This window comes from Psychrobacter maritimus (genome assembly GCF_904846345.1).
GTDB classification, from domain to species: Bacteria; Pseudomonadota; Gammaproteobacteria; order Pseudomonadales; family Moraxellaceae; genus Psychrobacter; species Psychrobacter maritimus.
Genome location: NZ_CAJHAJ010000017.1, coordinates 1 through 14,932 on the forward strand (window position 1 = coordinate 1; position 14,932 = coordinate 14,932).

The window sequence follows — 14,932 nt, forward strand, 5'->3', positions numbered from 1 at the left end:
TACTGTCGTCCAGTAGATGATTATATAGGGTATTTCTCTTTGCTATCCAGTCTAAGTTAATAACTTATCCTATCTAGCGAGCCGACTATCATATCATAATGATTTGGTTTGTCAAGCTTTTTTATAAATTGTTTCAATAAGTTATCTGGGTTTGTTATATGTAATTTATATATAAGTCATTCCAGTTCGTCTTAATGAGGTGCGTATTATAGACGTTTAATTTGTTAAGTCAAGAAGTAAATTATTTTATTTTAAACTAAATTAATCTAAAATGAATTTTCTGGACTGGATGATTAAGTAGTAGCTTGGTTAAAACCCGCTATTGTTAATCAGTGGTAATCCACTTTCCAATCCGCCTTCCCTTCCGACTGGGTGGCATTATACGCGGTTTTATAAGGGGGTCAAGGGGGTTTGAAGGTTTATTTCTGATTTTTTGATAATGCTAAATCTGTGTATCAATCCAAGACGCTATTAAGGGCAAAGATTCTTCGTCCATATCCCTGCTTTGTTACCGCGAACACATTGATATTGCACACCATACTGAACCCAATGCCAACTTAATTTAGATGGCGCACCTTTTAAGGTAAAGCTAATACGATAACGTTCTGCGCTAACACTATCATCCATGAGACCAGAACGGGTAATGACAACAACGGCTGTCTTGGGCTGGGCTTTTGATGGGAAGAAGAAAGTTTGCGCCAAATCATAATCCGCGGACACCTCATTAATACTGCTATTGATGAGTTTGAGCTTTTCAAGACCACAAGAGATCAGCCCTGTTTGAATAGGACACGGCGCTGATGCATAAGTCACTGCGCGGCCATTAACGCTTAAATGCTTAAAGTTGGCTGGATTTGTAGCTTCAGCCCGAGATATGGGACTTATTGAGTTGCTAGCATTGGCATGTGAAGATGCTGAAACCAGTGATATTGAAAGTAAAGCACTCGCTATCAAACCTCTTATCAAGTGTGTTGAGGTATTTGAGACCGGCAATAGATGATTAAAACTATTTAAGTGCAGCATAATAACCTCGACGTTTATTATCAAATAGCGTTATAAAAAGGCTAGTCATATAATGTTTATATAGCTATACCATACAATAACATATTAAAATTATTTAATAATAACTCCAACCAAGTGTTATTTGTGTCTTTTTATTATAACCATCTCAGTTGTTATGATTATCGCTATCAGAGCCGCATATTAGCAGCCAACTTACCACCCTAGCACGCAAATAAAAACCGCCTATTAAAAAATAAGCGGTTCCTATGTGCATGTCTTAAGCCAACATCTACTATAAAGCAATCATAGCGTTAACTAGTGGCCTTGCTTTTTAGCGTAGTAAAGATACCTGATAACGCATAGATGATACCAATGGCTAAGATGCCCACAGGGATATCATATAAGATGATACTCATGACCAATACGCCAATGATAAGCACCACAAAAGGTACTTTCTTTTTATCGAACTCTTTAAAGCTATAGTATTTGACGTTACTGACCATCAATAAACCACAGATAACGACCCACGCGGCAAATAAGAACATGACGGCAGTATCGTATTGTCCGATCCATTCGTTATGATCGACCGCAACCATCACAGCTGCCGTAACCAAGATAGCGGCAAGCGGACTTGCCAAACCAACAAAGTATTTTTTATCGACAATGCCAACTTGAACGTTAAAACGCGCGAGGCGGAAAGCGGCGCATGCAGTAAAGACAAACGCACATCCTAACCCAACACGACCTAAAGGCTCTAAAGCAAAGCTATAAATTAAAATGGCAGGTGCAACCCCAAAGGCCAGCATATCGGCAAGTGAATCATACTGCTCGCCAAAAGGGCTTTGCGCATTAAGCATACGCGCGACCCGCCCATCAGCGCCATCAAGAATGGCGGATAAGAAAATCGCCAGTGATGCTTTATAAAACTCGCCTTGGGTACTGGCTAAAATAGAATAAAAACCCGATAGTAACGATAAGGTTGTGATGAGATTGGGCGCTAAATACACACCGCGACTGACCACGCGCTTGCCTTCTGCAACTTCTGCTTCAATCACCTCAAAGGTTAAGCCATCATAATTATCATTATCCGCGAGGCGAATATTGAACTCATGCTCATCAACAAAAGGCGGCTGAGTGGCGGCGCTATCTTGTAATAGTGGCTCTTTTACCAAACCGTCATTCATAACTTTATCAGTTACTAGACTGCTCTTTGCAAGGCCATCCTTTGCAATGCTACTTGATGATTGATCAGTCGTCATAACGATATCCTTATTCGCCAACCAGCCAGCGCACATTGGTGGCACTGTCTGCAGACAAGTCTGGTGCATCTTCAACTTTTAATACCGGCTGTAAGAAACGTAATATCTCACGCGCATAATTGTCAAACTGCCAAGGCGGATTGATAATAAGTAGACCTGTACCGTTCAGACCAACAGCAATATCATTAGGATAGATATTGAGCTCGCAGACCAATTGACGTCTCATCTCGGTACGCTTAAGCTTTTTATAGAACAGCTCAACCGCTTCGATATTTTTAATCGGATACCATAACGCATAAGTGCCTTGTGGCCATTTCTCATAAGAGGCGACCAACAGATTAATCAGGCGGGTAAAGTCTTTATGCTCTTGCTCGTAAGGAGGATCAAGGAAAATCAGGCCGCGCTTCTCTTTTGGTGGAATAACCGCAGCGATACCTTCAAAGGCATTGCGATGGTGAATACCAATCGGCAATTTATGCAGCTGATAATTTAAGGCATCATATTCGCTAGCTTTGGCTTCAAACGCTTCACCGCGTACGCCAGCATCAGGATTTTTTTCAACATGATGGGCAATCCACCACGGCGAGCCGGGATAGACTTTTTTGTCATAAGTGAAACGAGCTTGCTTAATGCCTTCCATATAATCTTTGACTGCCGTCGGTGCTTTTTCGACATCAGCTTTTACTAAGGCTTGGATACCGCCTTTGGCTTCACCTGTTTTGCGCGCCTCTTCACTGCCGAGCGAATACAGTCCACGACCGCCATAAGCATCCAGCACATAAAAAGGTTTGTTTTTTTGCCCCAATTGATTCAGTAGTTGTACCAATAAAATGTGTTTAACGACATCGGCAAAGTTACCAGCGTGATAGGCGTGTTTATAATTCATAAGATCAAAAGTTTAAATAAGAAAAATTGCATCTATGGTAGCATAGACAGGGTAAAAGATAACGATGGTTTTGGTAAAAAGGCATGGATTGGCTGTGTATTGACAGCGAATGGCCTGTTTATTGATAACGGCGAGACAAAATGACGCAGATTATTAGCAATCTTGAGGTGACAAAGTTAGTCGTCGATAATCCGATTGGACAGGATAATCCACCATTACTGTTTCCGCATAATGGCGACGATAACCAAAAGCCGCCGACTCAGCACGTATTAGCGTTATCCGATTTTGATGTCGATTGGCAAAATAAGATTACCGATGAACAGCTAGATAAGTTTGTAGATGATGGTTGGATGATTATTGATGAAGTGTTTGAGAATAAAGCACTATTAGCCTTGCAATCCGAGAGCGGTTTTATTGAGTATCGTGACGCAGAGTTGACGGCTGGTATTCGGGTCAGCGATATTCGCGGTGATCGTATTCGATGGATTACAGAAAACTTCTTTGCCGGATATTATTATCTGCAAAGTATCAATGCGCTTGCTGCTTTATTCAATCAAAGCTTGTTTGCCGGCATTCGTCATAGTGAAGCACATTACGCTTGTTATCCGGTGGGTTTTGGCTATCAATGGCATAGCGATAATCCGGCTGGGCGTGATGAGCGCGTTATCTCGGCGGTGCTTTATCTTAATGATGATTGGAGCGATAGTGACGGCGGCGCTTTAGAAATTGTCGATAAACATGGCATTCATCATAATGTCATGCCTGTTGCCAATCGACTGGTCATATTTGATAGTGACATACAACATCAGGTGCAAATTGCTCATCGTCAGCGTTATTCTATCGCGACTTGGATGCGCCGTGATGGTCTAGTGCCTTTTGTTGAAGACAATCTTTAAAATTCATCAGCTATTACTTTTACTTTAAATAAGCCTTGTTACTTAGAGATAATGACAATGCATAAAACTTTATTTAGAAGCTTTCTCTTAATTATTATGCTCCCTCTGATTGTTAGCTGCGAGACGCTTAATCCTCAAGCCCCTACTCAACAACACAATGAGTTATTTTTTACCTATTATTTGCCAAAATCCACTCCTGAAAAACCTCTAATAATTAATCCGACTGCTCTTACTACTGAATTCAAATATGAAGATGGGTGTCTACTTGCATTTGATGGAAGCAGATGGATGACACCTGTATTTCCCGAAGGACATGCAACTTTTGATAGTCAGAATAAGACTTTAAAACTATCACCCCACGAAAGAGGACTCCACCCGACGCTAGGATGGAGGTGAATTTCGTATAGCCTAGCTCTGCTGATTTTGAATGTATTGTTTGATAATCTCCAACGGTGCGCCGCTACAAGAGCCTGCAAAGTAAGAACGCGACCACAACACAGGCTTATTATAAGCCGCCCTTAAGTCAATGAAGTTGGCTCTCATTCGCCGGCTTGTGACCGACTTTAGATTATTAACCATCTTACTTAGTTGTACCGTTGGTGGGTATTGAATTAGCATGTGAACATGATCGCCTTCACCGTTACATTCCTTGAGTTCCGCACCAAAATCCTTGCATATCTCAGCAACAACTTCTTTAAAGTATTGACGATGATTATCAGCTAAAACCTTTTTGCGATACTTAGTGATGAATACTAAATGCACATGCAGATTATAAGCAGAATGACGGTTTTTATATATCTCACTCATTGTAATAAATATCCTTTAGTGTTATCTTTATATAGTATAACATGGTATAAATAACGAACACACTGACCAATAAAGCATCCATTATGAAAATTAATAAAGCGTATAAATTTAGGCTTGAGCCTAACGCAGAACAAGAGGTTATCCTAAATAACCTTGTTGGTTCTGCACGTTTTGTTTGGAATCAAATGCTTGCGGTATCGTTTGAGATGTTTGCTAAAAATGAGTTTATTAATGCAACCAATTTGGTTAATAAAATCATGGATATTAAAGCAAATCCTGAGTTTGCGTTCTTAAAAACAAGCTCTAACGCGGTGTCTTTACAACAAAAAATTCGTGATCTCGCTTCTGCTTGGTCACGCTTTTTTGACCCTAAAGTTCACGCACGATTGAAAGAGAATAAGAAAAAACCTAAAAAGCCTAAGTTCTTCAAGCTTGCTGATGGCACAGAAATCCAATTACGCCCGCTTATGCCGCGCTTCAAGCGCAAATCAGATGGGTGTGATTCAATACGCTTGGTACAGTTTGATAAATATTGCCGTGTTGAAGGCAATCGTGTCAAACTACCGAATGGTGTAGGTTTTGTGAAATTTAGGAAATCTCAAGACATCATAGGCGTTATCAAAAACACTACCATCAGTAAGAAATCCGGTCATTGGTACGTGTCTTTTGGTACGGAGCATGAGGTTGAAACACCGCACCATCCGTCCAATACCGCCATAGGTATTGATTTAGGTGTCAGTAAATTAGTTACCGGCTCAAACGGTCAGTGCTTTAAACCTAAGAGCAGCTTTAAAGCCAATCAAGGCGAACTAGCAAAGCTACAGCGCCAATTAAGTCGTAAGGTCTTATTTAGTAATAATTGGAAAAAGCAAAACCGTAAAATCCAAAAGCTTCACCATCACATTGCCAATATTCGCCATGACTACTTGCATAAAATCAGCACTGACATCAGCAAAAACCACGCCATGATTGTCTGTGAGGATTTAAAAGTAGTTAATATGTCGAGATCTGCAAGCGGGACTCTTGAAAATAAAGGTCGCAATGTCAAAGCCAAGTCAGGATTGAACAAATCAATTCTTGATCAAGGATGGGGCATGATGATTGATATGATGGATTATAAGCAGCAATGGCACGGCGGCTTACTCATCAAGGTAGACCCGCGTTATACAAGCCAAACTTGCTTTAAATGCAAGCATGTTGCAAAAGAAAATAGACGCACCCAAGCAGAATTTGAGTGCGTTGAATGCGGGCATCAAGAAAATGCTGATATCAACGCAGCTAAAAATATTTTATCGGCAGGACATGCCGTTTTGTCTGTGGAGGGAGGATGCAGTAAAAGTCGCCCGTTGAAGCAGAAAACTTGTGGCCTTCGTGAGAAAGTCACCTAAGAGCGTTTGCTTTTAGAATCCCACACTTGAGCTTGTCGAAAGTGGCGGGAGTATGTCAATAGGAACAAGTTATAAAATGGGTGATGTTATTTCTGCAGGTGGCTATGTGCGTGCTTACAACAGTGGCAAAGTTAAAAATTATAGTAATACCCCAGCCAAAAACTGTATTACAGAGTATCTAGCAATATATTACGGCGATTATGAAAAAATTTACTTGGATAAAAACTAAAGTTATTTTTATCATCAGAGTTGATAAACATCAGCATTAGATAAACCTTATAAAAATAAGCCAGATGTTATCACAAGAAATAGTAAATCAACTTATCTAGGACTGTCATGAGTTTAGAAAATAAGAGTAAAACCCATCAACAACAAACCTTAGAGTTAAGTATCGCCCTACTTGAGCGTCCTTCGGTCACACCAGATGATGATGGCTGCCAAGATATATTGTCAGAGCGCTTGCAACAAGCAGGGTTTGACTGTGAGTTTATGTATTACGGTGATAGACAGGCAAAAGGCGAACACGCTGAAGTCAAAAACCTTTGGGCGCGCCGTGGCACAACTGATCCCGTTATTTGTTTTGCTGGTCATACCGACGTCGTTCCAACGGGCGATGAAAATAATTGGACTTATCCGCCATTTACGCCAACCATTGCAGATGGTTATTTATGGGCGCGCGGTGCAGCTGACATGAAAACCGGTATTGCTGCATTTACCGTTGCCGCCGAGCGTTTTGTTGCCAATTATCCTGAACATAATGGCTCGATTGCTTTTTTAATCACCTCAGATGAAGAAGGCCCATCCATCAATGGAACGGTCAAAGTCATTGAAACCTTAGAAGCGCGTAATGAGAAAATCACCTATTGCCTCGTTGGCGAGCCATCAAGTACCGACACGCTTGGCGATATCATTAAAAATGGTCGCCGCGGCTCATTAGGCGCAGAGCTTACCGTCACTGGCAAACAAGGTCATGTTGCCTACCCGCATTTAGCTTGCAATCCGATACATGCAACGATGGCAGCTTTAGCGGATCTGACAGCAGCCACTTGGGATAACGGCAATGAGTATTTCCCTGCGACTTCCCTGCAAATCTCTAATATCAATGGAGGTACAGGCGCGACCAACGTCATTCCTGAAACGCTAAAGGTTGTCTTTAATTTCCGCTTTTCTACAGAAACAAGCGAAGATGAGCTAAAAGCAAAAACCCATGCTATTTTTGATAAATATTTTGAGAACAGCAAAGCCAGTTATGATATTCATTGGAAATTATCCGGTCAGCCATTTTTAACCCCTGAAGGAAAGCTCGTATCAGCCTGCCAGCAAGCGATTAAATCTGTGACCGATGTTGATACCACGTTATCTACATCAGGCGGTACCTCAGACGGACGCTTTATCGCGCCAACAGGTGCGCAAGTTGTTGAGCTTGGCGTGCGTAATGCAACGATTCATCAAGTCGATGAAAAAGTAGAAATAGATGACTTGGGGAAATTGGCACAGATTTATGAAGGGATTTTAGAGAATTTGTTATTAGGTGATAAGTAATCTATAGGAAAGCGGTTATGAAAATATTTAAAATCAATAAACCTCTTTTAATTTTTGTAGCCACTGGCTTTAGTTTAACAATAAGTGCCTGCGACAATGCACAAAAAATATATCCTAACATCTATACTGATAAAACAGAATCTGGAAGCAGTACTACTAGCTACGACTATTCTAATCAATCCGATTCTATTAACCACTCTATTACTCAACTAGAATGGTCTGCACTCAATGACGATGAACAAGTTAATGAGATAAAACGTATTATCGAAAAATATGGCGGTGAATTGCAAGGGCTTGCTTATTCAGATACAGGAATCATAACAGTAGCTGATGTTTATGTCTTGAATGCTGATATATCAGACGCTAAACTGTTACAGTTAACTAAAACATTATCAGATTTGGTAGGAGCACCTATCGTAATAAACATTCTAGACAGTAGAGTAATTGATGCGATGGGAAGCTTGAAAACTTTAGAGCTATCAGCAATTAACCAAGATCAGATAGCAAATTTTTCGATTTATAATGACGAACATGTTAACGAAGTAGCGAGTATTGTAGAAAGGTATGGCGCTAAATTGCAATCTCTCGGTTACTCAGGCGATTCAGAACTTAGCCTTTCAATCAGCTATTATCCAAACAAATTCACTATATCTGAGTTTGAAAGCTTAGAGTCAGATTTAGAAGTCCTGACCGGTCTTAAAGTCACAGTGTTTAAAAAAAGCGTAATCATTAAACCGCTTTAATCTACCTTCATACATAATCGTTCAATTGGTGGGTTACGCTTGAGCGAACCCACCCTACAACACCTTCAACTATCATAGCTATATTCTAAAATTTCTACTCAATACCAATATAGAGATCTACTTGCCCATACTCTAAGTTGCCACCGATATAATGCTCAAAATCAACATTGTACGTTCGTACATGCTCACAGCTTCGGTCATTAAAATAGGTCCACGCCTTCTCCCAAGCGTTCATCACGGTGTTGGGCATTCTGCCTTCTTCAGAAAATACCAAATACTTACCTGCAGGAATATCTACGCTGACTAGAGTGCCATTCTTAGCACTAGCGCTATTATCTGACTGTTCTTGCTCGCTATCTACTTTCCAACCGGCCACAACATCAAAAGCACCGACCAAGTCATCGCTCTCATAGTTATGATAGATACCGTAAATATCTTCGCCTTCAGGAAGATTGCCCGCATGATTTTGATAAAACTTTTGCCATAAGCGACCTAACTTGGCTGTTTCGTGGCTAATTTCAGCATTATTGGTAGTGCGAACGCTAATGCCTTTGCACGCTATCGCTTCGGGTAGCTCTTTGATTTCTGATGTCATAATGCGGCCTATCCTATATATTGATGCTGTTTTGTGTTTAAAAAAATATTTAATAAGATTAACGTTGCAGTGTGCATCTAATCTGCTTCATCAATCCAGTTCATCTGAATGGCTTCTAAGATACCTTCATTTGAGCGCTGCGGGTCATCATCAAAGCCTTCAAGCTCAGTCACCCAGCGATGCAAGTCAGTAAAGCGAATATACTGTGGGTCGGTTTCTGGGAATTTCTCATAAAGCTCGATCGCGATATCTAAGCTGTCTGTCCATTTTAATTTCTGCGGGGTCATAGTAGCTCCTTAACTTATCATTATTTTATAAATGTCATCGAATTGAGGGTCATTTAAGCTGATTATTTGCTTGACGATTTTCTTGACCATTTCATAAGCCCTATCGTAGCAAAATTCGCCAGCTGATTATAGACAAGTTCGTTATAGAGCCTTTGTTGATTTAGCTTATTTTCTCTATTTAGCAAATTCAGAAGATTTAATCGCTACTTGATGCTGATTCCAAGAATCAATGACCTCATTTGTCTGCTCACCTGTCATATCCAATACCTCTGGCGCACACTTACCTTTTTTATTGGTCAATACAAACTTGGTCATACCAACGCCCATCAACTGACTTTTTACAAAGAAGCGCGTTTCAAAATAGACGTATTTTTTATCCCAACCGACAAGCGTACTATTTACCGTCATCTTACTCAGAAATTTAATCTCTTTCAGATAGACCATTTCTTGCATGGCAATAATCCAGCCGAGATTTTTAATATCCTTTTGATGACAGCACGCCATCAGCCATTTAGTGATATTTAACTCTATAAAAGATAAGTAGCGATAATTGGGCAGATGATCACGAAAGCCCATGTCATGTGGCAATACTCGATAGTGGCGCACAATTGGTGCGGACAAAGTTTCGACACTTAAATTTTCGCTAACCGCTTGCTGTTTAAGCTGCTGCTTTAATAAGCTGACCATAATAAAAAAACGTATCAACATGTTCATAAGGAAATCTCTTCACTATTATTATTTATTAATCATGATTGCATATAGTTGAATATAAATACTGGCTACCTTAACGCAAAAAAAGCCACCTCAGTGACTTTTTTATGGCAAAGCTTAGATTTAGTAATTTATATCTAAAAACCGACTTTAAAAATTAATGCGCACCATTGATACTACGCACCATCTCTTCAACCATTTTCTTAGCATCGCCAAAAATCATCATGGTTTTGTCCATATAGAACAAGCTGTTATCAAGACCTGCATAACCAGTATTCATCGAACGCTTGATGACCATTACCGTTTGCGCTTTGGTAACATCTAGAATCGGCATACCAAAGATTGGCGACGATGGATCGTCTTTTGCAGACGGATTAACAACGTCATTGGCACCAATCACTAAGACCACATCGGTACTGGCGAAGTCAGAGTTAATCTCATCCATCTCAAGAATATCATCATACGGTACATCGGCTTCCGCCAATAGTACGTTCATATGTCCTGGCATACGACCAGCAACTGGATGAATGGCAAAACGCACATTGACGCCTTCATCTTTTAATAGCTCATACAATTCTTTGACCGCGTTTTGTGCCCGGCCTTGCGCCATACCGTAACCCGGTACAATCACCACACTACTGGCATTGGCCATAAGAAAGCCTGCATCTTCTGCTGAGCCTGCTTTGTAGTTCTTTGGTGCGCCATCATCGCCGCCTGCAGCAGCAGCTGTCGTACCCATACCGCCAAATAAGACGTTCAATAATGAGCGGTTCATGGCTTTACACATGATATAAGATAAAATCGCACCTGATGAACCGACGAGCGAACCTGCAATAATAAGCATCGAGTTGCCAAGGGTAAAACCAATGCCGGCTGCCGCCCAACCTGAGAATGAGTTTAGTAAAGACACAACGACTGGCATATCGCCGCCACCGATTGGGGCAATCCACATCCAACCAAAGATAACCGCAATCACTGCCATCGCATAAAATGCTGGCAACGAATCGGTCATAAAGTAGACGATACCAAAACCAATCATAGCAATAAATAACAGCGCCTGTACCGGTTTGACCCAGCTACCAACCAAGGTCTTCGCCCAGCTTTTCGCTGCCAGTTTACCAAAGGCAAAAACAGACGCTGAAAAAGTAATCGCACCGATAAAGCAACCGATAAACAATTCAACACGGGCAACCGCGCCATGCTGTTGTTCAGTATGCAGTACCGTTGCTAATGCAATCGCCACCGCAGCCAAACCAACAAATGAATGCATCAAAGCCACGGTTTCTGGCATTTGGGTCATGGCGACGGTTTTTGCTTTCCACATACCGACGAGTGCACCTAATACCATCGCACCGATGATTAACCATAGCACAGGGCCTTCCGCTAAGAAGAATGTCGTTGCTACCGCAATCGCCATCGCCACCATACCAAAACGGTTACCACGAATAGCGGTTTTTGGACTAGATAAACCACGTAAGGTTAGGACAAAAAGAATGGCACCGATTAAGTAGAACCAATCTGCATTTGCTGCAATCATATTTGTTAAATCGCTCATGCATCGCCTCCACTTTCAGTCGTCCCAGTTTCAAGAGCGGCTGCTTTTTTTACTTTAGGTTTAAACATCGCAAGCATACGTTCCGTCACAGCAAAACCACCAAAGATATTGATACTGGCTAAAAATACCGCAAAGGCACCTAGCAAACTGGTCGGGGTGAACATCGAACCATCGATAGTGACGGTCTGTAGCATCGCACCGACGATGACAATACTTGATAAAGCGTTGGTGACCGCCATCAATGGTGTATGTAATGCAGGGGTAACGCCCCAAACGACGTAGTAGCCGACAAAAATAGCGAGCACAAATACGGTAAAAATCGCTACAAACGGTGTGCTACTCATGGCCGCACCGGCTGGCGCTGCAGCTAAAATAGTGGCAATCATCTAATCCTCCTAAAATTTTGTTCGTGTCTGGCAAATGTAGGGTAATGAGGTAGTCGAGACTTGATGTTCAAGGCTTAGCGTTTAGCAAGGCGTACTTGCTTGTCATGTGTCACTGCTAACGCCCCTTGAATCTCATCATTCATATCTAAATTTAGTGCCAGTGTATTTACTGAAGCGTCGTCTGTAGCTGCAGGAGCAATTAAAGTGGTGATAAAATTGACAAGATTATTGGCATATAAGTCTGAAGACTGCGCTGCCAGCTGCGATGGAATATTAGCCGCACCAACGATACGCACGCCATTTGCCGTGGTAATGGTTTCATCAGGCACACTGCCTTCAACGTTTCCGCCCGTACCAGCTGCCATATCGATGAGCACTGAGCCTGCTTTCATTTTGGCAAGCGTCGCCCCGTGCACCAAACGCGGGGCGTTACGACCAGGAATTTGCGCTGTAGTGATAACGATATCAGCATTGCTTAATGCCTTGTCAACCACTGCCGCTTGGTCTTTGACATATTGCTCTGATGGCGTCCACGCATAGCCACCTGTAGACTTAGCTGTCTCAGCTTCCTCTGCACTCATCGGCACATCAAGCCACTTACCGCCTAATGATTCTACTTGCTCGCGGGCAGTCGGACGTAAATCACTTGCTTCAACGACAGCGCCTAAACGCTTAGCCGTTGCAATCGCTTGCAAGCCTGCAACGCCGACACCTAAGATGACCACTTTGGCAGGCTTAACCGTACCAGCTGAGGTCATAAACATTGGGAACGGACGCGAATATTCGTTGGCGGCTAGCAATACTGCTTTATAACCGGCAAGGTTGGCTTGCGAAGACAAGACGTCCATATTCTGGGCACGTGACAAGGTACGTGGCAATAACTCCATTGCAAAAGCGGTGGCGCCTTTTGCCGCATAAGTATCTAGCTGGCTATTGCGATATGGGTCAAGCATCCCGATAACCACTTGACCGGCCGTTAAATGCTCAGTTACCGCCGCTGGCAAGTCGTTGACCGTGGTAATAATTTGAGACTGGGTGACGACCTCGGCACTACTGTTGGCAATGTCAGCACCCGCCGCTTGATACAGCTCATCAGCATAATATGCTGCTTGACCTGCACCTGACTGAATGACGACTTCAAACCCTAGCTTACGTAATTTTTTTACCGCGTCAGGGGTTAGCGCTACCCGACTTTCACTTGCGCTATCTGCACTAATAACACCGATTTTCATACCGTCTCCTTACTTACGTCTAATGACTATACTCACGTCTAATGACTACCTTTTAACACCCTCAACGCACATTTAAAAAGCACAGGGGACAAAAAAATCTTTGGTCATGGTTGGTTTAACACTTAAGACCAAAGATTATCAATTTAATAAATGATGACGCCTTTGCCATCATGCCTTTTTATTATAGAGATATCGTCTGCTAACTTTCATTGTCTAATGATGACCCACAAGTAAAATAAAAAGTTAGGCATTTACACCATCATCATAACTTTTATTGTTATATTAAAAACTTTTATTTTTTCCAAAAGCGCGCAAAGCCTGTAAGCTATTAGCTCTGAGCCAACGCATAAATTGTTTTAATATTTGACATATGTCTACGATAACGCTTAAAAATACAAAACAGCTACGACTAAGTCAAGATAAAATACTGCCTAACGTATAATAAGAAAACTTGACACTTAATTAGAACACCCTTTAACTCATTATAAATAAGGACTAACCATGTATTTTTTACTTTCCCCAGCCAAATCTCTTAATGAGAAAGATGCCGTACCAGTCAATCTTGGCAACTACTATAGTCAGCCCGAGCTGATTGAGCACTCGCAAGTGCTAATGAAAAATTTAAAAGCAAAAGAGCCGATTGATTTGCAAGAGCTGATGAGCATCTCTGACGATTTGGCGCAGCTGAATGCTAAGCGTAATCAAGACTGGGCTTGGAGTGAGAATGAACCCTTTACGGATAACAACGCCAAACCGGCGGGTTATTTATTCGATGGTGATGTTTATAGCGGTCTTGATATGTATCACATGGACAAAGAAACCGCTATTTACGTCAATGAACATTTGGGTATTTTGTCAGGGCTTTATGGCGTGCTAAAACCGCTCGATTTAATCCAACCCTATCGCCTAGAGATGGGCACCAAGCTAAAAAATGAGCGCGGGGATAATCTCTATGAATTTTGGGGCGAGGCAGTGACAGACACTATCAATGCACGCATGGCGGATAGTGATGACAAAGTCTTGGTTAACCTTGCTTCTAATGAGTATTTTAAGGTAATAAAAAAGAAAGCGCTCAATGCTGAAATTATCACACCACGATTTGAAGATGAGAAAAATGGCCAATATAAAGTGATTAGCTTTTATGCCAAAAAAGCCCGTGGACTGATGGTGAAATATGCTGCGGATAATAAGCTGACCAATGCGGAGCAATTAAAGCAGTTTGATTTGGTGGGCTATTATTATGTCGATGAGTTGTCTGATGATAAAACGTGGACTTTTCGTCGGGATGAAGCAAGTCAGTAATTTTTAAAACAATATCTAGGGCGTGTCCTCATTTTAAAAATGGTGATAAAAATGAGATAAACTGTAGCCAAACAAGGAAAATAGTGCAGTTAATATCGGGATATTACCCAGCTATTTAACGAAGTTTGGCAAAATTTAGCCATTTTTAGCCCATTTAGATGTCCATCGATTGAATTGAGGAAACGCCCTAATTTCCATAAAAAAACCCCGATAATGAACTGACCCCCAAATGTTGGACGGTTTAGTTTATATCAAGGACTGAGTTCTGTACTTAACAGGACTCAGTCCTTTTAGTTTGAGTTGAATTCTTTCATGATTATAGTAGTGAATATACTCATGAA

Annotated in this window: 17 protein-coding genes; 6 read left to right on the plus strand and 11 right to left on the minus strand. The window is 41.4% G+C overall.

The window, feature by feature from the left end; translation table 11 throughout:
- Window positions 1-471: 471 nt before the first annotated feature.
- From JMX50_RS12930 to JMX50_RS12940, 3 genes are all read right to left on the minus strand, one after another.
- Window positions 472-813, minus strand: coding sequence for a hypothetical protein (locus JMX50_RS12930; protein ID WP_227671073.1), 342 nt, complete (start codon window positions 811-813; stop codon window positions 472-474).
- 500 nt (window positions 814-1,313) lie between these two features.
- Window positions 1,314-2,261 (minus strand): CDP-diacylglycerol--serine O-phosphatidyltransferase, encoded by a 948-nt coding sequence (gene pssA, locus JMX50_RS12935; protein WP_227671075.1) that lies wholly within the window; start codon window positions 2,259-2,261, stop codon window positions 1,314-1,316.
- A gap of 10 nt (window positions 2,262-2,271) precedes the next feature.
- Entirely contained in the window at window positions 2,272-3,147 is an 876-nt protein-coding gene (locus JMX50_RS12940) for a 23S rRNA (adenine(2030)-N(6))-methyltransferase RlmJ (RefSeq protein WP_201630020.1), read from the minus strand.
- A gap of 140 nt (window positions 3,148-3,287) precedes the next feature.
- On the opposite strand from JMX50_RS12940, the gene JMX50_RS12945 reads away from it, so the two are divergent.
- Window positions 3,288-4,043, plus strand: a complete 756-nt coding sequence (locus JMX50_RS12945) for a 2OG-Fe(II) oxygenase (RefSeq protein WP_201630023.1) — start codon at window positions 3,288-3,290, stop codon at window positions 4,041-4,043.
- 408 nt (window positions 4,044-4,451) lie between these two features.
- Here the strand turns inward: JMX50_RS12945 and tnpA are convergent, their stop codons facing one another.
- The gene (gene tnpA, locus JMX50_RS12950; RefSeq protein WP_201625632.1) at window positions 4,452-4,850 is read right to left on the minus strand and encodes an IS200/IS605 family transposase; all 399 of its coding nucleotides are present in this window, start codon (window positions 4,848-4,850) and stop codon (window positions 4,452-4,454) included.
- An 83-nt stretch (window positions 4,851-4,933) separates the two neighbouring features.
- On the opposite strand from tnpA, the gene JMX50_RS12955 reads away from it, so the two are divergent.
- The 4 genes from JMX50_RS12955 to JMX50_RS12970 all read left to right on the plus strand — a co-directional run bounded on the left by JMX50_RS12955 (window position 4,934) and on the right by JMX50_RS12970 (window position 8,523).
- Window positions 4,934-6,238, plus strand: a complete 1,305-nt coding sequence (locus tag JMX50_RS12955; RefSeq protein WP_201630027.1) for an RNA-guided endonuclease InsQ/TnpB family protein — start codon at window positions 4,934-4,936, stop codon at window positions 6,236-6,238.
- Between the two features lie 52 nt (window positions 6,239-6,290).
- Window positions 6,291-6,467, plus strand: coding sequence for a hypothetical protein (locus tag JMX50_RS12960; protein ID WP_201630028.1), 177 nt, complete (start codon window positions 6,291-6,293; stop codon window positions 6,465-6,467).
- 107 nt (window positions 6,468-6,574) lie between these two features.
- A complete protein-coding gene (dapE, locus tag JMX50_RS12965; protein WP_201630034.1) occupies window positions 6,575-7,780 on the plus strand; it encodes a succinyl-diaminopimelate desuccinylase in 1,206 nt (401 codons plus the stop codon).
- Window positions 7,781-7,797: 17 nt separating this feature from the next.
- A complete protein-coding gene (locus tag JMX50_RS12970) occupies window positions 7,798-8,523 on the plus strand; it encodes a hypothetical protein (RefSeq protein ID WP_201630036.1) in 726 nt (241 codons plus the stop codon).
- A gap of 94 nt (window positions 8,524-8,617) precedes the next feature.
- On the opposite strand, the gene JMX50_RS12975 is transcribed toward JMX50_RS12970, so the two are convergent.
- The 6 genes from JMX50_RS12975 to JMX50_RS13000 all read right to left on the minus strand — a co-directional run bounded on the left by JMX50_RS12975 (window position 8,618) and on the right by JMX50_RS13000 (window position 13,289).
- Window positions 8,618-9,118: a GyrI-like domain-containing protein gene (locus tag JMX50_RS12975; protein WP_201562586.1), complete on the minus strand. Its 501-nt coding sequence runs from the start codon at window positions 9,116-9,118 to the stop codon at window positions 8,618-8,620.
- Window positions 9,119-9,195: 77 nt separating this feature from the next.
- Complete coding sequence (iscX, locus tag JMX50_RS12980; protein WP_011279849.1) at window positions 9,196-9,405, minus strand: Fe-S cluster assembly protein IscX; 210 nt, start codon at window positions 9,403-9,405, stop codon at window positions 9,196-9,198.
- Between the two features lie 174 nt (window positions 9,406-9,579).
- Window positions 9,580-10,119: an acyl-CoA thioesterase gene (locus JMX50_RS12985; RefSeq protein ID WP_201630038.1), complete on the minus strand. Its 540-nt coding sequence runs from the start codon at window positions 10,117-10,119 to the stop codon at window positions 9,580-9,582.
- Between the two features lie 154 nt (window positions 10,120-10,273).
- Window positions 10,274-11,671 (minus strand): NAD(P)(+) transhydrogenase (Re/Si-specific) subunit beta, encoded by a 1,398-nt coding sequence (locus JMX50_RS12990; protein WP_374220389.1) that lies wholly within the window; start codon window positions 11,669-11,671, stop codon window positions 10,274-10,276.
- Window positions 11,668-12,015 (minus strand): proton-translocating transhydrogenase family protein, encoded by a 348-nt coding sequence (locus JMX50_RS12995; protein WP_201625636.1) that lies wholly within the window; start codon window positions 12,013-12,015, stop codon window positions 11,668-11,670. Before JMX50_RS12995 ends, JMX50_RS12990 begins: the two co-directional genes overlap by 4 nt.
- 116 nt (window positions 12,016-12,131) lie before the next feature.
- On the minus strand, window positions 12,132-13,289 hold the full coding sequence (locus tag JMX50_RS13000; RefSeq protein ID WP_201562590.1) for an NAD(P) transhydrogenase subunit alpha: 1,158 nt from the start codon (window positions 13,287-13,289) through the stop codon (window positions 12,132-12,134).
- A gap of 501 nt (window positions 13,290-13,790) precedes the next feature.
- On the opposite strand from JMX50_RS13000, the gene yaaA reads away from it, so the two are divergent.
- Window positions 13,791-14,591, plus strand: a complete 801-nt coding sequence (gene yaaA / locus JMX50_RS13005; protein WP_201562592.1) for a peroxide stress protein YaaA — start codon at window positions 13,791-13,793, stop codon at window positions 14,589-14,591.
- Between the two features lie 246 nt (window positions 14,592-14,837).
- Here the strand turns inward: yaaA and JMX50_RS13010 are convergent.
- The coding region (locus tag JMX50_RS13010) for an IS3 family transposase (RefSeq protein ID WP_201615439.1) at window positions 14,838-14,932 on the minus strand (95 nt) is incomplete at its 5' end.

Excerpts from the sequence above, each read along its gene's own strand:
- pssA (WP_227671075.1), bottom strand. The coding sequence starts at position 2,261 with ATGACGACTGATCAATCATCAAGTAGCATTGCAAAGGATGGCCTTGCA.
- JMX50_RS12940 (WP_201630020.1), bottom strand. The coding sequence starts at position 3,147 with ATGAATTATAAACACGCCTATCACGCTGGTAACTTTGCCGATGTCGTT.
- JMX50_RS12945 (WP_201630023.1), top strand. The coding sequence starts at position 3,288 with ATGACGCAGATTATTAGCAATCTTGAGGTGACAAAGTTAGTCGTCGAT.
- tnpA (WP_201625632.1), bottom strand. The coding sequence starts at position 4,850 with ATGAGTGAGATATATAAAAACCGTCATTCTGCTTATAATCTGCATGTG.
- JMX50_RS12955 (WP_201630027.1), top strand. The coding sequence starts at position 4,934 with ATGAAAATTAATAAAGCGTATAAATTTAGGCTTGAGCCTAACGCAGAA.
- JMX50_RS12960 (WP_201630028.1), top strand. The coding sequence starts at position 6,291 with ATGTCAATAGGAACAAGTTATAAAATGGGTGATGTTATTTCTGCAGGT.
- dapE (WP_201630034.1), top strand. The coding sequence starts at position 6,575 with ATGAGTTTAGAAAATAAGAGTAAAACCCATCAACAACAAACCTTAGAG.
- JMX50_RS12970 (WP_201630036.1), top strand. The coding sequence starts at position 7,798 with ATGAAAATATTTAAAATCAATAAACCTCTTTTAATTTTTGTAGCCACT.
- JMX50_RS12975 (WP_201562586.1), bottom strand. The coding sequence starts at position 9,118 with ATGACATCAGAAATCAAAGAGCTACCCGAAGCGATAGCGTGCAAAGGC.
- iscX (WP_011279849.1), bottom strand. The coding sequence starts at position 9,405 with ATGACCCCGCAGAAATTAAAATGGACAGACAGCTTAGATATCGCGATC.
- JMX50_RS12985 (WP_201630038.1), bottom strand. The coding sequence starts at position 10,119 with ATGAACATGTTGATACGTTTTTTTATTATGGTCAGCTTATTAAAGCAG.
- JMX50_RS12990 (WP_374220389.1), bottom strand. The coding sequence starts at position 11,671 with ATGAGCGATTTAACAAATATGATTGCAGCAAATGCAGATTGGTTCTAC.
- JMX50_RS12995 (WP_201625636.1), bottom strand. The coding sequence starts at position 12,015 with ATGAGTAGCACACCGTTTGTAGCGATTTTTACCGTATTTGTGCTCGCT.
- JMX50_RS13000 (WP_201562590.1), bottom strand. The coding sequence starts at position 13,289 with ATGAAAATCGGTGTTATTAGTGCAGATAGCGCAAGTGAAAGTCGGGTA.
- yaaA (WP_201562592.1), top strand. The coding sequence starts at position 13,791 with ATGTATTTTTTACTTTCCCCAGCCAAATCTCTTAATGAGAAAGATGCC.